At 57.9% G+C, this 25621-nt stretch carries 21 protein-coding genes; 5 read left to right on the top strand and 16 right to left on the bottom strand.

Annotated features, from left to right (window positions below; all coding sequences use genetic code 11):
* Positions 1-51: 51 nt before the first annotated feature.
* Positions 52-3549 carry a chromosome segregation protein SMC gene (smc, locus tag ACN082_RS03665; protein ID WP_419099498.1) on the bottom strand — a complete coding sequence of 1166 codons (3498 nt, stop codon included), beginning with the start codon at positions 3547-3549 and terminating at the stop codon, positions 52-54.
* Positions 3550-3752: 203 nt separating this feature from the next.
* Here smc and ACN082_RS03660 point away from each other — a divergent pair, with 203 nt between their 5' ends.
* The 3 genes from ACN082_RS03660 to ACN082_RS03650 all read left to right on the top strand — a co-directional run bounded on the left by ACN082_RS03660 (position 3753) and on the right by ACN082_RS03650 (position 8662).
* Positions 3753-4784, top strand: a complete 1032-nt coding sequence (locus ACN082_RS03660) for a 3-oxoacyl-ACP synthase III (protein WP_419099497.1) — start codon at positions 3753-3755, stop codon at positions 4782-4784.
* Positions 4785-4889: 105 nt separating this feature from the next.
* Positions 4890-7607 carry an alpha/beta fold hydrolase gene (locus ACN082_RS03655; RefSeq protein WP_419099496.1) on the top strand — a complete coding sequence of 906 codons (2718 nt, stop codon included), beginning with the start codon at positions 4890-4892 and terminating at the stop codon, positions 7605-7607.
* Positions 7601-8662: an NAD-dependent epimerase/dehydratase family protein gene (locus tag ACN082_RS03650; RefSeq protein ID WP_419099495.1), complete on the top strand. Its 1062-nt coding sequence runs from the start codon at positions 7601-7603 to the stop codon at positions 8660-8662. The genes ACN082_RS03655 and ACN082_RS03650 overlap by 7 nt, the downstream gene beginning before the upstream one ends.
* 119 nt (positions 8663-8781) lie before the next feature.
* On the opposite strand, the gene mutM is transcribed toward ACN082_RS03650, so the two are convergent.
* The 5 genes from mutM to coaD all read right to left on the bottom strand — a co-directional run bounded on the left by mutM (position 8782) and on the right by coaD (position 12369).
* On the bottom strand, positions 8782-9810 hold the full coding sequence (gene mutM / locus ACN082_RS03645; RefSeq protein ID WP_419099494.1) for a bifunctional DNA-formamidopyrimidine glycosylase/DNA-(apurinic or apyrimidinic site) lyase: 1029 nt from the start codon (positions 9808-9810) through the stop codon (positions 8782-8784).
* Between the two features lie 468 nt (positions 9811-10278).
* Positions 10279-10971 (bottom strand): ribonuclease III, encoded by a 693-nt coding sequence (gene rnc / locus ACN082_RS03640; RefSeq protein ID WP_419099493.1) that lies wholly within the window; start codon positions 10969-10971, stop codon positions 10279-10281.
* Positions 10972-10983: 12 nt separating this feature from the next.
* Positions 10984-11187: a 50S ribosomal protein L32 gene (gene rpmF, locus ACN082_RS03635; RefSeq protein ID WP_135011069.1), complete on the bottom strand. Its 204-nt coding sequence runs from the start codon at positions 11185-11187 to the stop codon at positions 10984-10986.
* A gap of 32 nt (positions 11188-11219) precedes the next feature.
* Complete coding sequence (locus ACN082_RS03630) at positions 11220-11702, bottom strand: YceD family protein (protein ID WP_419099492.1); 483 nt, start codon at positions 11700-11702, stop codon at positions 11220-11222.
* A gap of 187 nt (positions 11703-11889) precedes the next feature.
* Positions 11890-12369 carry a pantetheine-phosphate adenylyltransferase gene (gene coaD, locus ACN082_RS03625; RefSeq protein WP_419099491.1) on the bottom strand — a complete coding sequence of 160 codons (480 nt, stop codon included), beginning with the start codon at positions 12367-12369 and terminating at the stop codon, positions 11890-11892.
* Positions 12370-12523: 154 nt separating this feature from the next.
* On the opposite strand from coaD, the gene ACN082_RS03620 reads away from it, so the two are divergent.
* On the top strand, positions 12524-13729 hold the full coding sequence (locus tag ACN082_RS03620; RefSeq protein ID WP_419099490.1) for an aminotransferase class I/II-fold pyridoxal phosphate-dependent enzyme: 1206 nt from the start codon (positions 12524-12526) through the stop codon (positions 13727-13729).
* On the opposite strand, the gene ACN082_RS03615 is transcribed toward ACN082_RS03620, so the two are convergent.
* The 7 genes from ACN082_RS03615 to ACN082_RS03585 form a co-directional block, all read right to left on the bottom strand.
* On the bottom strand, positions 13730-14341 hold the full coding sequence (locus tag ACN082_RS03615; RefSeq protein WP_419099489.1) for an LURP-one-related/scramblase family protein: 612 nt from the start codon (positions 14339-14341) through the stop codon (positions 13730-13732).
* A gap of 48 nt (positions 14342-14389) precedes the next feature.
* Positions 14390-14983 (bottom strand): 16S rRNA (guanine(966)-N(2))-methyltransferase RsmD, encoded by a 594-nt coding sequence (rsmD, locus tag ACN082_RS03610; protein ID WP_419099488.1) that lies wholly within the window; start codon positions 14981-14983, stop codon positions 14390-14392.
* Between the two features lie 113 nt (positions 14984-15096).
* The gene (locus ACN082_RS03605) at positions 15097-15783 is read right to left on the bottom strand and encodes a hypothetical protein (protein WP_419099487.1); all 687 of its coding nucleotides are present in this window, start codon (positions 15781-15783) and stop codon (positions 15097-15099) included.
* Between the two features lie 138 nt (positions 15784-15921).
* Positions 15922-18657: an ATP-dependent DNA helicase RecG gene (locus ACN082_RS03600; RefSeq protein WP_419099486.1), complete on the bottom strand. Its 2736-nt coding sequence runs from the start codon at positions 18655-18657 to the stop codon at positions 15922-15924.
* A complete protein-coding gene (locus ACN082_RS03595) occupies positions 18650-19636 on the bottom strand; it encodes a DAK2 domain-containing protein (protein ID WP_419099485.1) in 987 nt (328 codons plus the stop codon). Before ACN082_RS03595 ends, ACN082_RS03600 begins: the two co-directional genes overlap by 8 nt.
* Positions 19617-20657, bottom strand: coding sequence for a thiamine-phosphate kinase (gene thiL / locus ACN082_RS03590; RefSeq protein WP_419099484.1), 1041 nt, complete (start codon positions 20655-20657; stop codon positions 19617-19619). The genes ACN082_RS03595 and thiL overlap by 20 nt, the downstream gene beginning before the upstream one ends.
* 8 nt (positions 20658-20665) lie before the next feature.
* Complete coding sequence (locus ACN082_RS03585) at positions 20666-21769, bottom strand: hypothetical protein (RefSeq protein WP_419099483.1); 1104 nt, start codon at positions 21767-21769, stop codon at positions 20666-20668.
* 159 nt (positions 21770-21928) lie between these two features.
* Between ACN082_RS03585 and ACN082_RS03580 the strand changes: the two genes are divergently transcribed.
* A complete protein-coding gene (locus tag ACN082_RS03580; RefSeq protein ID WP_419099482.1) occupies positions 21929-22456 on the top strand; it encodes a DUF3515 domain-containing protein in 528 nt (175 codons plus the stop codon).
* 100 nt (positions 22457-22556) lie between these two features.
* Here the strand turns inward: ACN082_RS03580 and ACN082_RS03575 are convergent, their stop codons facing one another.
* From ACN082_RS03575 to ACN082_RS03565, 3 genes are read right to left on the bottom strand one after another with little or no spacing between them, the layout of a single operon-like run.
* Positions 22557-23684, bottom strand: a complete 1128-nt coding sequence (locus tag ACN082_RS03575) for a D-alanine--D-alanine ligase family protein (RefSeq protein ID WP_419099481.1) — start codon at positions 23682-23684, stop codon at positions 22557-22559.
* Between the two features lie 42 nt (positions 23685-23726).
* On the bottom strand, positions 23727-24815 hold the full coding sequence (locus ACN082_RS03570) for an NAD(P)H-dependent glycerol-3-phosphate dehydrogenase (RefSeq protein WP_419099480.1): 1089 nt from the start codon (positions 24813-24815) through the stop codon (positions 23727-23729).
* A 32-nt stretch (positions 24816-24847) separates the two neighbouring features.
* Positions 24848-25621, bottom strand: a complete 774-nt coding sequence (locus tag ACN082_RS03565) for a lysophospholipid acyltransferase family protein (protein WP_419099479.1) — start codon at positions 25619-25621, stop codon at positions 24848-24850.

Raw genomic sequence — 25621 nt, 5'->3', positions numbered from 1 at the left:
CGCCGGGCTGAGATTTTCAGCCCGGCGCTCGCCCCCTTTAACCTGCTCTGCCTACACCTCAGATGATTGGCTGTAATCTGCAAGCCTCTGCGAAATAACAGCCGAAACGCCATTGCGCATCGATACCCCGTAGAGTGTATCGGCCTGCGCCATAGTGCGCTGGTGGTGGGTAATCATCAGTAGCTGCGACCGTTCCCGCAGCTGCCCCAGCACCTCAAGAAGACGGCCCAGGTTTCGATCATCGAGAGCCGCTTCTACCTCATCAAGCACATAGAAGGGAGCCGGGCGGGCCATGAAAACCGCTAGCAACAAGGCCAGTGAGGCCAAGGTCCGCTCGCCACCAGAGAGAAGCGATAGCCTGGTTACTTTTTTACCAGCTGGCTTGAGCTGAATCTCCAGGCCGCTGTTCTGACGGTCAGCGGGGTCACTGAGCACCAGCTCCCCCTGACCACCGGGAAAGAGCGTGGCAAAGATAGGCCCAAATTGTTCTTGGACATCTGCCAAAGCTGAGTCAAAAGAGGTCACAATGTAGTCGTTGACCTCCTTCATGACCGCACGCACATCGGTGCGACTAGCTTTAATGTCAGATATTTGCTGGCGCAGATAGCCAAACCGTTGTTCCAGAGCCTGATATTCCTCCAGCGCTAGCGGGTTGGTAACACCCAGGCGGGCTAGCTCAGCTTCTGCCTGGGCCAGAGCTTTCTCAGTCTCAGCACGATCAGCGGCCACCCCGCTACGGCTTGCAATCAGCTCATCCAGGCTCAGCCCTAACTCATCACGGACACGGTTCTCCAACCCCTCCCAGCGCGTCTCACAGCGAGCCCGCTGGGCGGCGGCCTCTGCCTGGAGCGTCAGCGCAGCAGCCAGTGATTTCTGCCCGCTGGCTAGTTTCTCCCGGGTATCGCTGAGACCTTCTGCCAGGGTAAGGGCCTGGGACCGTGTGCTTTCGTGGCCTTTCCCTGCCTCTTTCAGTAGCCCGGCTAGCTGACAAGCAAGAGCCCGAGCCGCCAGGTTTAGGCGGGTAGCTTGGTGACGAGCAGCTTGTTCCTGGGCATGGCGGCCTTGCCGATTCAGTTCGGCCGTTTCAAGGGCGTTCAGAGCTTCTTGGGCTTGGAGTGAGCGAGCATGGGCGGCCTGTGCATTCTCCCGATCGCGCTCCAGACCGGTACGGGCCTGAGCAAGTCGTTCAGTAGCTTGCTGAACGGTGCTAGCGGCTTCTTGCGCCCTCTCCAGCAGATCAGCAAGGTTGGGGTGAGGTGGGTTCTTCCGGGCACGCTCAAGCTCATCTGTTGCCGTAGCCAGTTGTGCTGCAGCCTCTTTAAGCGCTTCATCTGCTCGGTGTGCCGCATCGGTGAGCCTGCGCTTTTCAGCCTGGGCACTGGTACAGGCCCCGGTCAGACCAGCCAGGTCAGTTCGAGCTGTGGTGACCCGCGCAGACAGGGCTCCAACCTTTCGGGCCGCCTGCTTCTCCTGCTCCTGGGCAAGAGTCAGCCCCCGCTGATTTTGGGCAAGGGCGAGGCGAGCTTCTTCGCATTCCTTTTCGATATCTTTCATATGCGACTGAGCCGCAATCAGCTGGGCGTGAGCGTCAAAGCTCGTCTCGACCTCTTGGGGGTAAAGGACAGAGACAGATGTGACCAATAGGCCGTCTGCTGTCGCCACGGTGATGTCCGGGAAGTCTTTGACTGCTTCCTGCGCCTGGACAAGGTTCTCACAGAGATAAACCCGGCCCAGGAGAATGTTGAGGGCATCTGTTAGCGCGGCGGGGGCAGATAGGGCCTGCCGCAAAGCCATAAAACCCTTATCTTCAAGTTCAGGTATAGATAGTTCCTTCTGGCCAGAAGGGTTCTGCATGCCTTCGGGGCGGAATACCTGCGACACCAGGTGGGGCTGATTCCTCCCTTTCTCATCAGCAAGAACACGGGCATAGGGACCAATGACAGCTGCTACAGCCTTCTGCCACTGAGGCTTAACCTCAAGTAAAGATACAAGCTCCTGCGCACCTGCGCTCAGGGCTTTTTCACGCTCCCCAGCTGGCTCGGTGGATGACTCGTGATCCTGTGACCAGGCCGCTTCGAGTGCCTGGTAGCGAGCCTGAGCATACCGCAGAGCCAGCTCGGTCTCTTGCAGCTTGACCCGGCTCTTCTCCTGGGCATCCGCCGCGGCTTGACGTCCGCAACGGGATTGTTTCTCGTAGAGGAGAGCCTGCTCGTACTCTGCTACAAGCGCTTGGACCGTGGCACGGGCGGCTTCAACAGAGGCGCTCACCTGCGCCTGGATGCTCTCAAATTCTTGGTATTCATCCTTGCGGCGAGCTGCTTCAGCCTGAGCTTTTTCAAAGGAGGTCCGCGCCGCTGCAAGTGCGGTGGTCAGCTGCGAAAGCAGTTCCCGGTGTTCAGCAACCTCACTCCTAGCCTGCTCTAGCTCTTGATTGAGCTGACGGTGATCCTTTTCAGCAAGCCGCGAGATGTCTTCCAAGCCTTTAAGCTCTTTTTCCGCCTGAAGCACCCGTTCCTTAGCCAGGCGGGCGGCTTCTTCCTCCTGGCCTGCACCCAGCCGGGCAGTTTCAAGGTGCGCCAGGGCATCAGCATAATCGTCCTGCTGATTCGCCTGTTTTATACGCTCTGAGGCAACCCGCTCAATCGTCTGGACCCGGGCAGCAAGAGCCTTAAGGGTAGCGACTTCCTGCATGCTTTCTTCCAGGCTGGCTTTGAGGGCGGCTTCATGTGCCGTAAGGTCAGCCAGGCCTTGGGTGAAAACCAAGTTCTTTTCTTCGGAGCGAGCGCGGGCTACAGCCGCCTGTTCGGCTGCTTCAGTGTGTTCCGCTATCTCCGTTTTCAGATGGGCACCATCCAGCGCCAACAGATCACCCTTCAGTGCCCGCACACGAGCGGCAACGTCAGAGGCAATACGAGCCGCTTCAGCCTGCTCGCGCCTTCCTTCGAGCTGGTCAGAAAGTTCAGCAGCCAAATCTTCCAGCCGCTCAAGATTACCCTTAAGGTCGTCGAGTTTAGCTGCGGTCTTTGCCTGGCGACGGCGGTGCTTAACCAGGCCAGCAGCCTGCTCAATCAGCTCCCGTCGGTCCTGGGCGGTGCCGTGCAGGATTTTATCGACCTGCCCCTGCCCCACCAGGGTGTAGGGGTCTTTGCCCACGCCGGTATCGGCAAGAAGCTCCTGAACATCGGTCAGACGAGCGGGCTGGCCGTTGATTTCGTACTCTGACCCGCCAGCGGAAAACATGGTGCGAGTGATGCGAATCTCTGAGTGAGGGAGCGGTAAGGAACCATCAGAATTATCAATAACCAGCTCAACCTTGGCCCGACCCAGCGCCCCGCGTTCGCCGCCACCGGCAAAGATGACGTCCTTCATGGCAGCTCCGCGCAACTGCTTAGCGCCTTGAGCACCCATGACCCAGGCCAGGGCGTCCGCCACGTTTGACTTGCCCGACCCGTTGGGCCCAACAATCACGTTCAGGCCCGGTTCAAACTCAAAAACGGTGGCCGAAGCGAAGGATTTGAAGCCGCGGACGGTCAAAGATTTCAGGTACATTCGAGGCCATTCGGTTGTTCTCTTGGGACAAATTCTCAGGTTTCAACTCTACAACAGCAGCTCCTGGCTACTGTTCGGTGTGAGAGGAACCAGCCCCGCCAATGGGACGCATGCAAGCGAGCGGGGCATAATATGGTAACGGTGCGCTTTGCAATGAATATTAGCGCCCGCCCCTGTCCCCACTCCGAGGCTAGAAGAGTAGATTGACCGCTAATTCAGATATACGCCACCAGAACGCTTCGATTCTGTCTGTCACCCGTGTACTGCCTCCCGAGGTAGTCACCAGTTCCTACTTCGATGAGCAGCTTGCCGCCACCTATAAGCGGCTCAAGATGCCCAAGGGCCTGCTTGAACGCCTGGCCGGCATTAGTGAACGTCGTTCGTGGGGTAAGGGCATGACCTTTGAGGACGGCGCTGTTGCCGCCGCCGAGCAGGCTATGGCCCAGGCTGGTATCGCCAAGGAACAGATTGGTCTTATCATCAATACCTCGGTAACCCGTGATAACTTTGAGCCTGCCGTTGCCGTGGGCATCCATGACCGTCTGGGTTTGCCCCGCCAGGCCCTTAATTTTGATATCACCAATGCCTGCCTAGGCTTTGTCAATGGCATCACCGTTGCCGCAACCATGATTGATGCCGGGGCTATTGATTATGCTCTTATTGTGGACGGTGAGGATCCTTCACCCTGGCATGCTACTGCACTTCGTCAGCTCAACCGCCCTGATTCCACACGCGACGATGTTCTTGCCCAGTTCGCTACGCTCACCCTAGGGTCGGGTGCGGCCGCAGCAGTCATCGGTCGTTCCGGCTTACACCCCAAGGGGCACAAGATTGTTGGCTCTGTCTCCCGCTCCGGAACCGAACACCGCAACCTCTGCATCGGCGGCGAGGCTGACCAGGGTATGAGCACCGATGCCGCCGGTCTGCTCAAGCACGGCCTACAGCTGGTCGCTGAGGCCTGGGAAGAAGCCCACCAGAACGGCTGGGACTGGACCGATATGCACTCCTATGTAACGCATCAGATTTCTAACGCTCATACCAACGCAATTATTGAGGCGGTGGGCATTGACCGCAAGCGGATTCCGCTAACCTTCCCCGTCTGGGGCAATGTTGCGGCGGCGGCTCTACCTATGACCCTGGCCGAGGACAGCACCAACTACTCCCCCGGCGACCGTATTCTGTGCATGGGCGTTGGCTCCGGCCTGAATACTGCCCTCATGGAAATTATCTGGTAATAAACCTTTGGGCCCCGGCTCTTTCTGCCAGCAGAAAGAGCCGGGGCACTGCCTTCTAAAGGGTGCATTGCACCGTCCCGCGTTTTAGCCTGACGAGAGAAATACATGAAGAATCTACAGCTCACCCCGACTCCCGCCCAGTGGCCAGGTGTTGACAGCGACTGGTCCCAGACCATCACGGTAGCCTCCACAGCGCCGGTTGAGAGCACCGGGTCTAGCCGCACCTGGCATTATCTGGATAACAGCCCCCAGCTGGCTGCCGCGGGGCGGGAACCTGTCGGTACGGTATTGGCTGTCCATGGTAACCCCACCTGGTCCTACCTGTGGCGTTCGGTCTTAGCGGCAGCTAACCAGGCTGAACGCCCTTGGCGGGTGGTGGCTGTTGATCAGCTCGATATGGGCTACTCGGAACGTACCGGTCTCAAACGCGCCCTCATCGATAGGGTAGCTGACCTGGGAGACTTCACAGCAGCACTGGGTCTCGATAGCACCGACCGCCCTCTTCTTACCCTGGCCCATGACTGGGGTGGCCTGGTATCACTCGGCTGGGCACTGCGGCACCGCGATATTCTCTCGGGCATTATGCTCACCAACACCGCTGTCTTCCACGACTCGGCAGAAAAGATCCCGCTTGCTCTGCAAGCCGCTCTGAACCCCGCTCTTCATTCCTGGGCTACGGCAAAATCTTCCGCCTTTATTGATGTCACTCTGGGTCTTGCGCAAAAGCCGCTGGGCGAGGCTGTCAAACAGGCCTACAAACTCCCTTATACCACCAGTGAGCTTAGGGCAGGTGTCAGTAATTTTGTAGCTGATATTCCCGCTACCCCGGCAGCAAGCAGCTACCGGCAGATGATTGAAATCGCAGAAGGTATAAGGGAACTGGACCTTCCAGCTCTCATGCTTTGGGGTACTAAGGACCCGGTCTTCCAGCGCCGCTACATGGCCGATCTTGCCACCCGGCTACCTCATGCTGATATCCACCGTTTTGAACAGGCCAGCCACCTGGTCGCAGAAGACGAAGACATTGCCAGCCCTATTCTTAACTGGCTGACTGAGCACTTTGTCACCGGCATCACCCAGCGTGAGCGCCACCTTGCAGCCCGCCAGGAGCAAGCCCCCGCTTTGGGCGAATACCGCCCGATGATTGCGGAGTTGACCGCCCGGGCCAAGGATCATTCACTGGCCGTTGTCGATATGAACCCCAAGGGTGACGGCACCCAGGTTGCGGCTCAACTGACCTGGGCGGAGCTGGCAGCTGAGGTTGATCGGGTCGCTGATGGCCTGTACCAGTTGGGTGTACGCCGGGGGCATCGAGTCAATCTGCTGGTTCCTCCGGGTATTAGACTCACTACGCTCATCTATGCCTGCCTCAAGCTGGGAGCGGTCATTGTGGTGGCCGATACCGGGTTAGGCGCAAAGGGGCTTACCCGCGCTCTGAAGGGTGCCCGCCCCGACTGGCTGGTGGGTGTTCCCGCTGCCCTCACCGCCGCCCGTTCTCTGGGCTGGCCCGGCCAGCGTATTGCTGCCATGGCTTTGCCCAAGGCGGCCACTAAGGCTCTGGGCCTTGTGGGTTCCGTTGAGGATTTCACAAAATCTGGAACCGCTGACGTTGAGCTCCCCGACCCCGATAGCGACGCGGCAGTTCTTTACACCTCCGGCTCCACCGGCCCCGCTAAGGGTGTGGTTTATACCCACCGTCAGCTGGCCGGTATGCGCGATACCATTTCATCGACCTATGGTTTGAAGGCTGGTAGCGGCCTGGTTGCCGGCTTTGCCCCCTTCGCCTTGCTTGGCCCCGCTCTGGGCGCAACCAGCGTGACTCCCGCTATGGACGTCACCAGGCCCAAGACCTTGACAGCGCGGGCGCTGGCTTCGGCAACAGCCGCTATCGACGCCACCACCATTTTTGCCTCCCCTGCGGCTCTGATGAACATCATTGATACCTTTGATGCCCTTGATGAGAACCAGCGGGCCGCTCTGGCTAAGGTCACTACCCTGCTTTCAGCAGGGGCACCAGTAACGACTCCCCTCTTGACCAAGCTTCAGACCATTTTGCCTGTGGCTTCTTTGCACACTCCTTACGGTATGACTGAAGCCCTACCCGCCACCGATGTTTCATTCGATGAGATTAAAGAGGCTGAGCAGGACGCCCGTGACGGCATGCACGGCGCAGGCGGCGGCGTTTGCGTGGGCAAGGCTGTTGATGGCGCTTTCGTTCAGATCGCCCCCTTACTGGCCGATGGTACTGCCGGTGCAGAGACAAGGCAGGAGCCCGGTATTACCGGCGAGATTCTGTTGGCGGCCCCTCACGTTAAAGACCGTTATGACACCCTCTGGGTGACCGAGCAGGTTTCAACTTCGACCCCTGGCTGGCACCGTACCGGCGATGTGGGGCACTTCGATGCGGCTGGCCGCCTCTGGGTGGAGGGCCGCCTAGCCCACGTGTTGGTGACCTCCCAGGGTGTACTGACCCCTGTTGCTCTGGAACAGGCTGCTGAGGGTGATGCCGAGGTGCGCCGCGTTGCCGCTGTAGCCATTGGTCCCGCTGGTACTGGCACGGTTGTGCTGGTTGCTGAGGTCGGTCCCAGGTTCCGGGGTAAGAGGACCGTTCAGGGCCCTGCCCCAGTTGATTTGGCTGCTCGGGTACGGGAGCGTGTCCTGGCTGAAACAGGCGTGGAGGTATCGGCTGTCCTCATTGTGGATGAGCACCCCACCGATGTTCGCCACAACTCAAAGATTGACCGCCCTGTGGTTGCTCAGTGGGCTGAGAAGGTCCTCACTGGTAAGCGGGCTCGCCTAGGAAAGGGTGTTATCGCATGGTAGTCTCCCTGCGTTCTTTAGATCCCAAGGTCTGTCTGCCGGAGCTCGGTGAGACCGTTCTGGTTACCGGTGCCTCTGGGTTGCTGGGCCGCGAGGTGGTCTTTGCCCTCCTGCGAGCTGGCTACTCAGTCCGGGCCTTTCAGCGCGGGGACGCCCAGCTTGAAGAGGTTTTACCCCAACACCTGCGGGGCCGTTTTTGGCAGGTGCGGGGTTCGCTCACTGACCCCGGCGCTGTTGAGCAGGCCTTGACCGGCGTGGATGGGGTGGTCCATCTGGCCGCCAAGGTTTCTGTGGTGGGCCAATGGGAGGACTACCGCCTGGTCAATGTGGAGGGTAGCCGCACACTCCTTGAAACTGCTCAGACTCTGGGGGTCAGTAAGTTCCTGCATACCTCATCGCCTTCTGCAGCTCATACGGGTTCGTCGATTGTAGGTGAGGGCAACCCTCCTGCCTCTCCCAACCATGCCCGGGGTAACTATGCCCGCTCTAAGGCTGAGTCTGAGCTACTGGCCCTTTCCTATAACTCGGACCGTTTCTGGGTGGGTGTGCTGCGCCCGCACCTGGTCTGGGGTCCGGGTGATACCCAGCTGGTTGAGCGTGTTTTGGAGCGTGCCGCCGCTGGCCGTCTCCCCCTGCTCAATCGTGGCTCGGCGATGATTGACACGCTCTATATCGACAACGCCGCTGACGCTTTTGTGCGCGGCTATCAGCGTCTTGAGGCTATCCGGGGTATTCCTCTGGTGGTTACGAACGGCCAGCCCCGCCCGGTGGCGGAGGTTATTGCAGGCATGTGTGCCGCGTGCGGGGTAAAACCGCCTGCTTATTCGGTGCCTGCCCCGGTGGCTTACGGGGCGGGTTTGGTCATGGAGAAGCTCTGGAAGGTTTTTGCTCCCGGTGAGATTCCGCCGCTGACTTCTTTCTTGGCTGAACAGCTTTCTACTGCCCACTGGTTTGATCAGGGAACTACTCGTAGCTTGTTGGGCTGGGAGCCCGAGGTGAGCCTGGAGCAGGGTTACCAGGCTTTGGGCCGTTTTTATGGGGACCGGTTTAGTAGCTAAACCGGGTCTTTATCCCTCAACCCCGCGGGGCCTCCGTTGACAGTGCGGATGGAGTGCCCGGGTGCGAGCGCGCGAGCACACCAGAGGGCAGGTAATCGGTGCCCGCCACCTTCAGGCACTTATCGCTGAACCCCGCGGGGCTTCCGTTGACAATACAGGCGCCGGTAGGAGCTCCTACCCCCAAAAGGTTCACGTACCATCAGCGAGGTGCGACCCGCTTCCAGGCAACGGCAGCAGGGGTGCCCTGCCTGACCGTAGGCCTTGAGGGAACGGTCAAAGTAGCCTGATTCGCCGTTGACGTTCACATAGAGAGCGTCGAAGCTGGTGCCTCCTTGGGTGAGGGCATCGTTCATGACCTCTTGGCAGGCTTTGACGAGTTCCCGGGTGGCTTGCGGTGTGATTGTCCGCGCTGGCTTGGCGTAGTGGAGTTTTGCCCGCCAGAGGGCTTCGTCGGCGTAGATGTTTCCCACCCCGGAGATGGCTGACTGGTCAAGGAGTAGTTTCTTAATGCCGGTTGATGTGGCCAGCATACGGCGGCGAAAGTCTGCGCTATCAAAGTGGGGGTCGAGCGGGTCACGGGCGATGTGGGCTACAGCCTCAGGAATGAGAGGCAGGCCCAGGACGCTCATGGAGGCTCCTGGGAGTGGTTGCCCCTGTGTGCCTGTGACCGCTTGTAGGGGGCTGAGGAACATGCCACCGAAGATTCTCTGGTCCACGAAGCGCATATCGAGAGGGCTGGTTTGCCCGCTTTCATCTGTGGCATCTTCGAGTTTCAGCACGATTTTCTGGTGTTTTTCGGCGGGCATGGGCCCCTCTTTGAGCAGGACTTGGCCGCTCATACCCAGGTGAATGACTAGGGCGAAGTCTTCAAGGAGCCTGGTATCTGCGGGATCTGCCACGGAGTTCAGGCTGGCAGCTTGCTGGGCATGGATGTGGGGCTGGGCGTGGAAGAGGACCCACAGGTATTTGCCACGCCGGGCGATATCGGCTATTCGCAGGCCGGTGATCCGGGCGCAAAAATCTGGAGTGCCTTCGGTGTGTCGACGGAGGGACCGGCTATCGGCTACGGTGACAGCGCCCACTCTTGCGCCTACACAGTGGGCAGCAAGCCCCCGTCGAACAACCTCAACTTCGGGTAACTCAGGCATACTACTTGACCTCTCTTTAGTGTCGTCCCCTAAAATTATGCCCTCTTTACCTCGCTCTTTAGACAGGAGCCTTGCAGAATAGAGTCTAGGCTATTGCGCAGAGAGCAGCCGAGTCTGAGCACTACCCTGCCTTGTACCTTGGGTGTGGGTATACCAGCCAGCACAAACTGCTAACCTCAAGGATTATTATGTCTCATCAACCACTGCCCTCCGCTAGGGGCGCGACACAGTCTTATGCCCATGAGCAAGAGGGTCTTAAACAGGGGCTCAAACCCCGCCAAATCCAGATGATAGCAATGGGCGGCTGGCTCCATTGGTACCGGCCTCTTTCTGGGCGCCGGTGGTCGGTTGCCAGGCTGTGAGTGGCCAGCCTGCTTAGCTCAGGGTTGGGTAAGGCTCCGCTTAAAGTCAGAGGGCGGGGGAAGCAGAGGTAATCTCTGCTTCCCCCGCCCTCTGGCATAGGGGACTTTACTTACTGTCGCCGTAGACCCTGTAGTAGGCTTCTTCGGCGGCCATTCGTTCAGCTTCTTTCTTGCTGGTCCCTCGCCCAGTACCCATGAGGTTATCTGCCAGCAGTAGCTGGGCTGTGTAACGGCGGGCATGGTCAGGGCCAGTACCCTCCACGCGGTAGACCGGCTCCCCCAGCGAGTTCGCCGCGGCGTACTCCTGGATTTCGGTCTTCCAGTCACGACCAATGTTGAGGGTTTTACGATCATCCAGCAGGTGCGCTGTATGAGCTAAGACCAGCTCGTGAGCTTTTGCGGGGCCGTAGGCCATGTAGACGGCACCGAAAACAGCTTCCATGGTGTCTGCAAGGATTGAGTCCTTATCCGCTCCACCGGTCTTTTTCTCACCCTTGCCTAGTAGGATGCAGGGGCCCAGTTTGAGGTTGCGCGCCAGCATCGCCAGAGTCCGGGTTGAAACGACCACATGGTGGCGTTTAACGAGTTCACCCTCGGCCAGGTCCGGGAACCTCTTGTAGAGTTCAGAGGCAACGGCCAGTGAAAGAACCGAGTCGCCCAAAAATTCTAGGCGCTCGTTATGGGGCACGTTACCGTTCTCAAAAGAATAAGAACGGTGCGTCATAGCAAGCTGAAACGTCTCGGTATCGAGTGTGATACCGAGACGTTTCATAAACTCTTGTGATGCAGAGTTAGTCATACAAACGCTAACTTACGCGTCAGCTACCTTGCGGCCCTTGTACTCGTAGAAGAGTTCGTTGCCGGCTGAGTCAGTTACAAGCTTTGCCTGGTGGGGCAGGGAGTAGGTAACGCGACCGTTTTCAACGGTCTTGACCAGCTGAGGTACGGACGCCTTCCACTGGGAACGGCGTGCGCGGGTGTTAGCACGGGACATTTTCCGCTTGGGAACAGCCACAGCTATCTCTTTTCTCTTGTCGCTTTATAAGTTTATTTTTCGTCTGCATTGAGCAACGCAGAAAGCGCGTTCCACCGGGGGTCGATGACCTCGTGGTGGTGCTCAGGGTCGTCCTCAAGGCGTGTGCCACATTCGGAACACAGGCCCTGGCAGGAGTCACTGCAAACAGGCTGGAACGGCAGTTGAAGAATCACTGCGTCCCGCAGTGCCGGTTCGAGATCAATTTCATCGTTCTCTACGGCATACTGCTCATCTACTTCATCTTCGGGGCCACCTTCTGGTGCCTTCTCGAAAACAAAAAGCTCTTGAACATCGGCTGTAACTTCAAAGTCAACCGGGTCTAGGCAGAGACTGCACTCACCGCTAACGGTAACGCATGCAGTTCCAGTAACCAAGATACCATCTGAAACGGATTCCAGGCGAACATTGAGGTCAATGTCGCTTCCTTCTTCCGCTTCAATGAGAGCGTTGCCAAAGTCGCTTGGCGCTGGCAGAACTTCTTCAAGGGTCTCCATGGCACCCGGGCGATGAGCTAGATCCCTTACAGAGATCATCAGGGGCGATGAATCTTTTCGTGAAATGACGAACTCCCTATCAAATGTTTTAAACCAAGTACCCAGTTTAGAGCTAGCTCAGCCTTGAAGCAAGTAGGGCTAGCTCACTCTTCTGCCTGGTTGCCCCCAAGCGGGCTTCTGCATGAGCCTAGCCTGGCAACTCTTGCAGGGCTCGCTGGGTGGCACGCGGTACGAAGGATGAAACATCACCACCTAGCCCGGAAACCTCTTTAATCATGGTCGAAGAGAGGTGGTTGTATTTGGGGTCACCCGCTATAAAGGCTGTTTCGACACCAGCAATATGCCGATTCATAGAGGCCATAGGAGCCTCATATTCAAAGTCCGCGGTATTGCGTAACCCCTTGACAATCAGTGAAGAGCCCTGCTCTCGCACAAACTCAGCAAGGAGCTTACCCTCGGGCAAGATAACCGCAGACACACCGGCGAAGAGCCCAAAGGTTTCCTCCACCATCGCCACCCGCTCTTCAAGGCTGAAGCGGTATTGTTTGGAGGAGTTGTGGGAAACAGCCACCAACACGTTGCCATAGATTTTGGCGGCTCGGGTAATAATTTCGACGTGACCATTATGGATAGGGTCAAAAGACCCCGGGCAGACAACAGTTTGCATATGTCAAGGCTACAGTACGGCATGGTCTATGACATACAATGTCACAGTACCCCGGGTATCCTGGCTTAGCTTGTATTCTGTTGAGGACACAATCCACTGGGAACCGTCGGGCTTTTAGCTAGGCTTTCCCGACTCTTTCAAGCGGGAGGCCAGCATGAGCAAGCCCTACGAGCGTGTAGGAGCGGCAACCGGGCTGCTAGGAGCTGACGGCAGCCAGCGCTCCACTATCTTTGAGGAAATGTCGGCCCTAGCCCAAGCCCACGGCGCTATTAATCTAGGGCAGGGTTTCCCCGATACTGACGGCCCTCAAGCCATGTTAGAAGCCGCTGCTGAGGCAATAGCGCGCGGTGCCAACCAGTACGCCACCATTGCAGGTAACCCTGCTCTTCGGGGAGCCATCGCAGAACACCAGCATCGTTTTTACGGCCTTGAGCTGGACCCCGATACTCAGGTGACGGTCTGTGCGGGAGCATCCGAAGGTCTATCTGCAACCCTAGCAGCTCTGGTGCAGCCAGGTGATGAAGTCATCCTCTTTGAGCCCTACTATGACCTTTACCCTGCGGCGGCAGCGCTGGCTGGAGCCACCATCCGTACCGTACCCCTGCTGCCACCCACTTTTGAACCCGATCTTGAAGCACTCCAGGCGGCTTTCTCTGCCCGCACTGCGCTCATTGTGGTCAACGATCCTCACAACCCCACAGGCATGGTCTTCTCTCAGGAAGCCAAAGAAAAAATTGTCGAGCTAGCCCAGCGATTCAATGCGGTGATTCTAGCTGATGAGGTCTACGAGCATCTGACCTACGGAGCACCCTACTCCCCCATCCAGGCCCTGCCCGGTGCCGCCGAACGGACTATCGCTGTCTCGGCCATTTCTAAAACGCATTCGGCCACGGGCTGGCGTATTGGCTGGATGACCGGCCCTGCCCATCTGATGTCCGCTCTACGAATGGTCAAAGGCTATTTCACGCACAGTGCTGCCGCTCCCCTACAGGAAGCGGCAGCCGTAGGCCTTGCCTCAGGTGATGACTTCTACCTGGGCCTTAAAGAACGCTACGCCCACCAGCTCAGGGTGCTAGTTGAAGGTCTAGCTGATAGCCCCTGGCAGATTATCGAGCCTGCGGGTACTTTCTTCGCTGTGGCTGATGTTGCTCAGGTACTGGCCCAAAAGGGCTTTACAACCGCTCAAGAGCTTTGCCAGGAACTACCCCAAGCCTCAGGAGTCACCCTTATTCCGCTCACTGCCTTTACCACCGAGGGCTACCGATCCCAGGTTGAAGGTTACGTTCGTTTTGCTTTCTGCAAGAAACCTGAAGTACTGGCAGCAGCGACCAGCCGTATCCTGGCATACAGTGCGGGCTAACTACTTACTATCCTTGGCACGAATCAGGTCAAGAGCCACCAGAGCACCAATAATGGCAAGCCTGACCTCAGCGGGAGCAACCGGGTCAAGATGCACTCCGTAGCGGCTCTTACCTCGAATGGCTGAGGTCAGACCGCCCCACTGCCTGCTAACCTGAGCCGCAACGGTGCTACCGGCCATAATATTGAAGCTGTATTCAAGCAGGTTGCCTTCAAGGTTAAGGGTGAGCTGGGGCAGTTCAATGCTCAACCGTTTGGTCAAGAACGAAAAGTGCTTCTGTATGTGAGCGAAGAAGCTACCGTCGGGCTTATACAACTCGTAGCGATCCAGACCCAGGTCAAAGGGGTCACGGATGGTCAGAAGAGGCTGACCACGGTCATCGACCAGGTCGAAGGAGCGATTACCTTTCAAAAAATTGACAGCTAGCGAGCCGGTGGTGTGCACTCGACCCAAAACCATCCCACGCTCGTCTTCAAGAGCAAAATCGTTGCTGAGGAAACTTCGGGTCTGCTGAATCACCAAAGAGTTTTCAGTCAGAAGCCGGGGCACTCCTGTTGACGGCGGCGGCTCATAGGGTGGGGGTTGCTGGGGTTGTTTGTGCTCTTGGGTCATACCTTTACCCTATCAAGGCCACCCCGTAGCAGGTTATGAAGAGAGGTTTTATGCGGAAGTGCTAAGCACAGGTTCAGCATAGAAGAGTTGAGTCTCCCCGTATTTCTTCTCAGCGAACCGTTCCAGGCCGGTCCCCCAGGAAGGTTCACCAGTGCGGGTAGTACGCTCGACCACTACAACAGCGCCCTGCGCCAGGTAGTCTGACAATAGTTCTAGCAGCTCTTCCAGCTCGGCGTTCGTGACAGAGTATGGAGGGTCAATGAAGACCAGGTCCCAGGGCGCACCGCTATAGCTGGATAAGTAGGTTTTGGCCTGCATACGGTGGATTCTGCTGGTGCTTGCTCTTAAGCCGGTGCTGGTCGCACTCTGAGCAAGAGCCCGGGCGTTCTTCTCGATAACGGCTATTGCCTTGGGGTAGTGATCCACAAAATCTACATGGGCCGCACCGCGCGAAAGCGCCTCGCACCCCAGCGCGCCGGAGCCAGCGAAAAGGTCGAGTACACGAACGTCGGCCAGCATGTTGTAGCTCTCCAGGCGGGAGAACAGCGCTTCTTTGACCCGGTCTGTTGTGGGGCGGGTCTTATCGCCGGGCACGTTTGCCAGGCGCAGGCCTCCGGCCAAACCAGAAATGATGCGGCTCACTGCTGTCCTCTCTTGATAATTATTCTGCTTCGACTTACCAACCTACCAAGGCTAGACAAAAACCATGGCACCACCGACTTCAACGGGGGCACCATGGTTTACTTGCTAGTAGTCTAGTTCTTTATCTGATTGACAAATTCTGCCGCAAAATCGTGAATACGTTGTGTATCCACCTCAATGCCATCGGTGCGGGTCTTATCGACCGTACCAGCTAACATGAGTACGCCGCCATCTGCCACAGGGAAGTAGCATTTCTCAGAGCGCATGCTGTCTGATTCATGTTCCATGCCACACATACCGTTACCCATTTCGTGTTTCTCATCCAGACCAGATGTGCGGGTCTGGTAGTCAGACCCGGGAAGGTAGGACACGAGAACGTTGGTGTAGTTCCTGGGATTATCGCCGTGATACATGTACTTCTGGCTACCCTTCGATGAGCCGCTATCTTCAAGCTGTGCACCGTCTTTTTCAAACTGAGCGATTCCATCAGGGCGGGCACCTCCTGCTTTCTCGGCAGAAATAGTCATATCTGCTGGAAGCGGCGCTGAACTAGACGTTACGTCATGAGAAGCTGAAGCGCTTGCCGAGCTGCTGGAAACAGACTCGGTCGGTGAGGCTGAAGCCTGCTCAGACTCACGTGCAGAGGCCGAGCTTGAAGAAACAGCAAAGCTATTGCTCGTAGAGGTCTCAGTAGCCGAAGCGCCCGATTCTTCTGTTTTGGCAGCTTCGGTTGATGAGCCACAGGCTGATAAAGCCAGGGCCAGGGTAGCACAGGCGGTAACGATTTTAAGTGTTTTCATACAACCATCATAGGCATATCTCGGGAAGTCCTCCAGCACAAACAGCACAGTGAAGTGAGTGTCTACAGTGACCCCAAAATATGAACAAGTTCTGCTCTGCCCAAATTTTCATGGCCCAAGAACTCCGCTTCCCAAAGTCTAGCCACGCCCCAGGAAGGCTTCACGGTCAGCATCCAAGGCTCGGTCAATGGTACGAGCCAAGTCGGGATGCAAGGCAAGAGTCGGATCCCTCTCAATCACGGCAAAGGCATCTTGCCTAGCCCGCTCAATCAGCTTGGCATCGGTGAGAGCACGCAAGAGTTTTAGGGTGGATTTCTTACCCGACTGAGCAGCCCCCAAAATATCGCCCTCTCGGCGCTGCTCAAGGTCCACCCGTGAGAGCTCGAACCCGTCGGTAGTGGAGGCAACCGCATCCAGGCGCTCCCGGGAGACACCGTCCGCAGGTTGTTTTGTCACCAGCAGGCAGGTTCCGGGGAGCTGGCCTCGGCCAATGCGACCGCGCAGCTGATGCAGACCCGAAATGCCAAAACGGTCAGCGTCCATAATGACCATGAGGGTCGCGTTAGGCACGTTCACGCCCACCTCGATAACGGTGGTGGAAACGAGCAAGTCTAGCTGGCCATCAGAAAACTCGGTCATGACCCGGTTTTTCTCGGCGGTATCCATACGCCCGTGCAGGCCGGCGATACGAACACCGGCAAGTGCGGGTTCCCCCTCAAGGTCTTCCAAGACCGACTCGACCGATGCTAGCGCTCCACCGCGAGCGCTCTCGGTGCTGGCAGTAGCAGAGCCAAAGAGGGTTTCACCGGTTTCAGTTTCTGCTGAGCTGTCGCCCCCGCCAATTTTGGGCACCACTACATAGACTTGGTGGCCGGCATCAATTTCTTCACGGGCGCGAGACCAGATTCTTTGGGCCCAGGTAGGGTGCTCGGCCAGGGGCACGACGTGTGTACTTATTTTTTGGCGACCCGCGGGGAGCTGGTCAAGTACCGAGGTATCGAGGTCGCCAAAGACGGTCATAGCCACGGTTCGAGGTATGGGGGTTGCGGTCATGACCAGGCGGTGAGGTAGCGCCCCGCCGGGGCCGCGCAGGGCATCACGCTGTTCGACACCGAAGCGGTGCTGTTCGTCTACCACGACCAGGCCCAGATCAGCGAACTGCACGGCATCGGCCAGCAGAGCATGGGTGCCAATCACGATGTCGGCAGAACCTGATGTTATGGCTAGCAGGGCCTCTTTTTTGGCTTTTGTTTTGAGTGAGGCGGTCAGCAGAACCACCCGGACGGTGCCTTTATCTGCCGGGGGTTCATGCGCGGATTTAGCGGCGGCTGGATCGAATGGGCGGGTATCGAGAAGATCACCCAGAATCTGGCAAACCGACCGGTAGTGCTGTTCGGCCAGCACTTCTGTAGGCGCTAACATAGCGGCCTGGGCGCCATTGTCAGCAACCTGCAGCATAGCCCGCAAGGCTACCACTGTCTTGCCTGAGCCCACATCCCCCTGAAGCAGGCGGTTCATGGGGCTGGAACTAGCCAGGTCGTCCCTGATTTCAGCGCCTACCGCTTCTTGCCCCTCGGTGAGCTTGTAAGGCAGTAGGCCCGTCAGCGCATCGGCTAGACCACCGGGAACAAAGGGGCGGGCAAGGGTGTGGTGGGCAGCACGAGCCGCACGGATACGTGCCAAGGCCGCTTGTAGCACAAAGGCTTCGCGGTAGCGCAGGGAGTGGTGGGCCGCCCGCCAGGTTTGCTCGGTATCGGGTGTGTGCACGGCCCGGTAGGTCCAGGCCAGAGAGGGAATTTTACGGCTTTTGCGCACGGTGAAAGGGACCGGGTCTTCCAGCTCTTTGAGAGATAGGCGCTCCAAGAGGGCTTCCAGCGCAGCGGCTACCCTATCGGTAGGGTATTTGGGGGTTGCCTTATAGACCGGAATGGGGGCATTAGCCCGTGCTTTGGCACGCTCGATAGCTTCGGCGCTGGCCCCCGGAGCCATGCCCGAAGCACGGTCGGCTATCACGGCGTAGTGGGGGTTGGTAAGCGTCAGCTCACCACGGTAGGTACCCACCTTGCCCGAGAACATGACCTGGTCTCCCTGGTGAATTTCCCGGGCCGCCGTCCAGGCATTGAAGAAACTAAGGGTCATGGTGTCGCTGTTACCCACCATGGCGTAGGAGCCAGCAGCATAGCTGTTGAAGACAGCACCGAGCTTAAAACCATGACCGGCCCCATAGTCGCTTCTTGGGCTACCGGCCATAGCACCGGCTGATCCTTGAAGCCGAGGGTTACTGTAGCCGGGCTGATAGGCAGCCGGGGCACCAGCCCCCCGGTAGGCATTGGGGTTGGGTCGCAAGGATTCTATGGCGGGACTTGGAGGCTGATCGGTTAGTTGATCGGTGATAGTAATTTCGGTAATGGAACCGCGGCGGGAGGCCATCTGCCGGGTGGTTACTTTCAGTACCCGGGCAACAATCGTGGCTTCGCTCCCCTCAACCAGCGATGAGAATGGGGTGAGTTCCCCGCGCGGCAGGTATTTGCGCGGGTAGTATTCGAGCGCCTGGCCCACCGTTTCAAGACCCAGGTGCCTCGCAAGTGCCTTAGCGGTGCTCGCACCCAGATAGTTTTTGAGGGGGGCGTTCTCTAACCGGTCTTCACTGGCGTAGGTTTCGATAACCTCCCCTACTTTGGGGTCTAGCTCTTTAACTGTGCGGCGGCGGGTAGAGACGCTGTTCTTAGTCTTCCGAGCGGTTTTTTGTGTGCCTGCTGATCCGGTGCCAGTTTTCTGAGCGCCATTTTTGCGGCTTGCGTTTTTTGTGGAAGTCCGGCGAGGTGCTGGGACTTTTTCGGGCAGGTCAAAGAGCCCCTGTCCGGGTTCAGTCATGCGAACACCCCGCTAATGCAGGTTCGCTGTCACCAGGAGCCAGGTTACTGATGCGCACGTTGAGTGGTTCACCAGCGGCTTCAAGCACTGTGAGGGCATCCGCTGCGGTGGGTGTATGCACATGAATAGCCCAAAGAGCTTCATTACCGGCCTCTACCTGGGCTATCGACACAGAATCACCCACAGCGTCAAGGGCACTACGAAGCTGACTGGCTTCGAGTACAGGCAAATAGATATCGCACATGACCTCTACGGTTGAGTCAGATTTCTTGGAGCGCTGTGAGAAGGGAGGGAGGGCATTAGGCCAAGAAGGTGCTGGGCTCTCTTCCAAAAGATCTGCGTAGGTCTTAGTAGGTGCAGAGCCGTTCAGCTCAGTAGCCAGCGCTACCAGAACTAGCAAAAAACCAAGGGCACCGGAATCTACCCAACCGTTGCGGGCGTGAGAGGCCTGAGCAGTTTCCCGCACAGCAGTCTCAGCGCCCTGCAAGAGCTGTGAGGTGTAGCCGAGCCAGTCATCAGCGGGGGGAACCTGCCCAATGGCCTGCATAACCGTCAGCATGGTTCCCTCAGCGGGCTGGCTCAGGGCCGAGCGAGCGTCACGAGCGGCACGCTTAAAAGCACTGGCTAGAAGCGCGGGGGTTAGAGCTGAATTTTCCTCAGGTATACCGGTGGTAACAGCTTCAAGTTCGCCCACCGGCCCCAGCTCCCTCGCCAGACCTAAGAGCCACACCGCAAGCAGGGTACCCGAATTCCCGCGAGCACCCCGCAAGGCCGCACGAGCCGCCAGGGCGAGAGTCGGATCATCGGCCATACCAGCGCTATCAGCAGCCCGCCCCAGGGTGGCGCTCAAGTTAGAACCCGTATCGGCATCAGCTACAGGAAAGACATTGATGCGGTTCAAAAGTGCACGGTGTTCGACTAGCTGGGTACGTCCGCCTAGCAACCAGCTCAGCCACCAGTTAGCGGGAACCTGCCTCAAAATGATCCCATCCTTTCGCTGTATAGGGGTGCCCATCAACTGTTACACCGGTACCTGGGCGCACCGTCCCAATTCTAGTAAACCCGGCTGGTATCTGCTCAGGTGGGCTGGTACCCAGCAGGGCATGGTTTTCGCCGCCTGTCAGAACCCAGCCTAAAGCCAGGTCAGAAGCTTTCTGGCCCTCAGCCCCCGCGAGGAGAAGAGCAGGTTCCCTCAGCTCAAGTAGCCAGGGAGCCAAAGAAGCTGTGTCGATGTCAAAGGCGCAAGCCGATGCCTGAGCCAGTCGCCCGCCATCACGCACAAGACCATCCGATACATCCATAAGAGACGTAAGATTTTCGGCGCCTTGGATACCAGCGGCCAGCGGGCTGACCGGGCGTTGCTGGGCTTCGATACAGGCCTCGATTTGGGGGGAAAGGGTTTCGGGCAACTCCGAGTTTTCAAGTAAGGCCAGCCCCGCCGCGGCGGTACCCAGCGCTCCGGCCAGAACAATAGCGTCCCCAGCTTGAGCACCGCTGCGGGTGACAGGCTTTTGAACCAGGCCAAGGGCTGTAACCGTGACTGAGATCTCGGTACCGGAGCCCACATCTCCCCCTGAAATGGAGCAGGTCTCTGCACCCTGTGCGGTGCAAGAGTCCACCAGGCCTCGGGCGAAATCTTTGACCCAGGCGAGAGGGGTAGAGGGCGGAAGGGTTAGCGAAACAAGCAGGGTAACCGGACGCGCTCCCATAGCCGCAATATCTGCAAGGTTCTGCGTTGCGGCCTTCCAGCCAACCTCATAGCCCCCGCTGGTTCTACCGCTAGGCCAGGAGAGACGAAAATCCTGGTTCTGCGTCTGAGTATCGGTACTCATGACGGTCAGTCCACCGCTCAGGTCAAGTACAGCGGAGTCATCGCCCGGCCCCAGAACCAGGCTTCTTGCACCCGGGGTCAGCCTCTGGGCCTTGGCGTTATGTTCCTGGATGGTAGGGAGGAATGTAGCCAAGAGCTGTCCCTCACTCACAGAAGAAACAAGAGTCATGGTAAAAGTTATGCCTTTGGGCTTCGGTTGCGCCACACAAAGTTGAAGACAACCAGCGCAAGACCGGCCACCGCCACACCGCTGAAGATAAGAAGCGGGCGCGCACCGGTCACAATCGATATACCGCGCTGGAATACGTTCGACCCGCCGGTTGGTTCAAACTGGTATCCCTGAGCTTCAGCCCCAATCACACCTGCGGCCTGGTTAGAGTTGTTGGCGGTATCACCGAAATCGTTCTGGTCGCTCGCGTTGAGGAAGCCTTCAACCCAGTCAGGTGTACCGCTGTAGTTCTGCTGCGGGGCGCTCGTCAACCCGAGTACCGAACTGCCAACCGGCGACCGGTTCACTTTGCTGGTATCAGCATCCATTGTGGCGGGAGGCTCAGCCCCGAGCACTTGCAGGCTCGGTGCTGGTGCTAGCCTGTCGGTGCTGTCTTGAACGGGCATCGGGGCCTGCTGAGTAGTAGCCAGCCGGTTGGAGGGGGTCATAGGTTCCTGGCTTTGTACGGGCGCAGGGTTGACCGGCTCAGCCGGAACAGGAACCGGTTGCGGTTGCACAGGCTCTGAGCTTGGAAGGGGTGCAGGCTCAACCGGTGGTAAGGGAGTAACCGGGGTTGGTTCAGGATCCGTAGGGGGCACCGGGTTCTCTGTTGGAGTAGGCACCGGCTGCACAGAAGGAGCAGGTTCCGTGGGGGTGGGTACAGGTTCTGTGGGTGAAACGGGGTCTTCTGTTGGAGTGGGAGCCGGCTCTTCCGGAGGCACCGGTTCCTCTGTTGGAGTAGGCACCGGCTGCACAGAAGGAGCAGGTTCCGTGGGGGTGGGTACAGGTTCCGTGGGTGAAACGGGGTCTTCTGTCGGAGTGGGAACCGGATCTTCCCGCGGGACCGGGGCATCGGACGGAAGGGGTTCAAGGGGCGGTTCAACCGCTGCACTAGGGGTGGGCTCCGGGTTGGTGGGAAGTACTTCTTGGACTTGCGCAGAAGTCGCTAGCATTGGCAGCATCTCTGCTGGAAGTGCCATTGCCTGGCTACCCTCATCGTGTAGCTGTACCGGCAACAGAGCAAGCGAAGCCACCGAACATGCAACAAGCACTGTCTTTTTGCTGGTGTTCATTCTTTGGCTCCTTGGGGGTTCCGCCCCCGGTGATCACGGGCTCTACTGGTCCGATAGTGTTCAATTCATCAACCACCACACTACCCAATCACTGGCAAATCAGCCACCGTTTCAAGCCGTCAGGTGGGGCTCAAGTAGCGAAAGTTATACAATGGGCAGGTGAGCATAGACCATCAAAAGATTCTTCCTCTCCTTGTCCTAACTGCCAGCATCACCGCCTGCGGACCGAACGCGGTTAATCTTCAGCCCGCGCCCGATGCCACCAATCCTGCCTGCGCCAAAGCTATGGTTGCCATGCCCAAAACCCTAAGCGGTTTAGACCAACGGGAAACGACAGCGCAGGCGACAACAGCCTGGGGTGAACCCACGGCAATTGTTCTTAAATGCGGTGTAGAGCTCCCCACCGACCCGGTCTCAGACCCCTGCCAGTCGGTCAATGGTGTTGATTGGATTGTGAAACCCACCGATAAGGAACAGGCCCAATCATCAGAGCAAACCGCAACGGGAACATGGTATGCAGAAACCTTTGGCCGAGAACCTGCAATCCAGGTAACTTTTGAAGCCGACCGGGTTTCCTCATCAACCGTATTGGCAGAGCTGGCCTCTGCGGTGGAGCAACTCCCCCAGAAGAAGCAGTGCACCAATGTGGAGGATACGCTCACCGATGTTCAGGGTGGGGTCGGCTAAATATCCCTTCCAGCCCGAATATTAGAATGTCCCCGGTGTCTCTGCCATGAGAGACCGGGAACATTGATAATTAGCCGATAAGGGTCCAGCTCGCCTAGCTCTAACGCAGGCCCAGCGGGCGTTCCATGGCCAAGGAAATCAGTTGATCAATCAGGTCGCTATAGGCAATTCCGGTATTTTCCCACATGGTTTTATACATGGAAATGGGGGTAAAGCCGGGCATAGTGTTGACCTCGTTGATCACCAGGCGGCCGTCCTCAGTGTAGAAGAAATCAGCGCGGCACAGGCCCTCACCGTCAACAGCTAGGAAAGCCTCAACAGCTAGCTTGCGCATACGCTCCGAAACTTCAGCGGGTAAGTCCGCCGGGCATCGAGTCTCGGCAGAGGTCTTCGAAACGTACTTAGCCTCAAAGTCATAGAAATCGTGTTCACGGTCAACCACCACGATCTCACCGGGGTAGGAAGCGCGGGGTAGCTCAGAGTGGTGACCATCGAGCACCGCGCACTCAATCTCGCGGCCCACAATCCCGGCCTCAATCACAAGCTTTGGGTCGTGCTTCTGCGCCTCGGCAATTGCGGCATCAAGCTGGTCAGCAGAATCAACCTTAGTGATGCCAAAGGATGACCCGGCACGGGCAGGCTTAACAAAGACAGGATAACCCAGCTGGCTAATTCGCTCACGAGCACCCGCCTGGTCAAGGACCCACTGGCGGTGGGTGACAACTTCGTAGGGGCCAACTTCAAGACCTGCTGCCTCAAAGGCAACCTTCATGAGATGCTTATCCATGCCTACCGCTGATGACGCGACACCACAGCCAACATATCGCAAGTCCGCCATTTCGAGCAGACCCTGAACTGTGCCATCTTCGCCAAAGGGGCCGTGCAAGAGAGGAAAGACAACATCAATCGCGGGGCCAAGCTCCACCCGGGTTTCATCGATGGAATCAATCAGACGCAGGCGGTTATCGCCACCACCCAGAGGCAGGAAGACCTGTTTGCCCTCGGCGGGAAAATCAGCCAGCGCGCTCGCTTCGGTTAAACGGGTCAGGGTTTCTTCATCGGTCAGGTACCAGCGGCCGTCACGGGTGATACCGATAGTCACCACGGTGTATTTATCATGGTCGATAGCCCCCAGTACGCCGCGTGCGGTAATCAAAGAAATTGAGTGCTCGGAGGAACGCCCACCGCAAAGTAGAGCAACGGTGGGTTTAATGCTGGTTGTGGTCATAGCGTCCTTTGATGGGGCGGGGAGATTCTGTTCTCAACCCACTTACTTGGTAGGTTCGATGTCTTCTGATTTAAGAGAGCGCCCTAGAAGCGCGGGGGCAAGTTCTTCAACTGATATTGTACGGTTGAGGACCGCTACTACAGCTTCTGTAATGGGCATTTCTACCCCTACTTTTCGCGCGAGTTCTGCCACAACGGGGGCAGATTTGATGGACTCTGCGGTCTGGGTCATTACGGTGTGAAGCTCATCGGGAGCGATTCCTTCAGCTAGCAGACGACCGGCAGTGTGATTTCGGGAAAGCGGGGACGAGCAGGTAGCAATCAGATCGCCCATGCCAGCAAGCCCGCTCATGGTTTCCAGTTTGCCTCCCAGAGCCAGGGCAAGACGGGTGGTTTCGGCCAGCCCACGGGTCATCACTGAGGCCTTGGAATTATCGCCGTACTGTTTGCCTTCGCACATACCAACGCAGAGGGCAATCACGTTCTTGACCAGCCCACCAATCTCAACCCCCACAATGTCGGTGTTGGTGTAGGGCCTAAAGTAGCCTGCCGCACAAACTGAAGCGACGGTGCGTGCGCTTGCCTCGGTTGTTGCGGCAACAACGCTGGTGGTAGGTTGCTCCACAATAATTTCTTTGGCTAGGTTAGGGCCTGAGAGCACAGTAACGCGGTGGGGTACGCTTTCGATTTCTTGGGGAGAAGCGCCGGTTGCAACCAGGTGCCCTTGGAGAGAATCGACAATGACCTCGCTCATGCGTAGGCCGGTGCCCATTTCAAGGCCCTTAGCTAGTGAGACGAGCAGGGCATCGGGTGCCAGTAGCGGAGCTACAGTTTCAAGCTGAGACCGCAGGACCTGAGCAGGGATAGCTAACACCACGATCTGGGCACCGGTAAGAGCCTGAGCAAGGTCCGAGGTCATCGTGAGATTTTCCGGCAGAAGGGTACCGGGGAAGTAAGCCTCGTTAATTCGGGTCTTAGACATCTTGTCCATGGTTTGCGGGTTACGCCCCCACAGACTTATTTTCCGGTTGCTACCGGTTGCCCGCGCGGCATCGGCAAGGACCTTGGCAAAGGCTGTGCCCCAGCTTCCCGCGCCTAAAACAGCGACTTGGTGGATATCGGAGGTGCTCATTGTGGGGTCCCTTTCCGGTCGGGTGTCTGGGCCTACTGCTCCGGTGATTGACGGACGTTCAAAACTGAATTCCAGCGCCCTTCGGGGGCCTTTTCTCCTCTAATATCCTCAAGCAGGTCAGTAATCCGGTCAAGCATGCGGTTAGTGACAGCGGTCAGTTGGCTGTGACTATAGTGGGTACCTGGTTCACGGCCTTCAAGCAGATCGCTCAAGTCGATGGGGTCCCCCACAACAATACTGACTTTTTTACGGGGGAAGCCAAAGCGGGGCTTACCGTACTGCGGCAAGAAGTCCTGGTCACCCCAATGGGCAATCGGGTAGACGGGTGCACCTGCGGCTAAAGCCAGACGGGCAGCACCGGATTTACCGGTCATGGGCCAGAGTTCAGGGTCCTTGGTCAAGGTGCCTTCGGGGAAAATCAGCACCGCTCCCCCGGAGCTCAGCACAGCTTGAGCCACCTCCAGTGACTTAGCTGCTTGTGCTGAGCCTCGGGTAACGGGGATGTGAGCGCACTGACGCATGAGCCAGCCAAGGAGCGGCACGCGGAAGAGAGAGTCTTTTGCCAAGAAGCGCGGCAGGACCCCCCGCATGAAGAGCGGGTAGGCAACGGTGATGGGGTCAATCTCGGTGACATGGTTTGCCACCACAATAAACCCGCCGTCGGCAGGAAGCTTTTCCATGCCAATCATCTCGGGCCGCATCGGCAGATTGTAGAGAGGCCTGAGCAGGTGCCCTGCGGCTCGGTAGACCGCATCCCCCCGCTTGCTTGGCTTAATCTCTTTCGGCCATGCGCTGTGCTTACTCAT

Source organism: Rothia sp. CCM 9417, from assembly GCF_048513575.1.
GTDB lineage: Bacteria > Actinomycetota > Actinomycetes > Actinomycetales > Micrococcaceae > Rothia.
The sequence above is the reverse complement of the archived record's forward strand: the minus strand, read 5'-3'. Positions and strand labels throughout refer to the sequence as shown.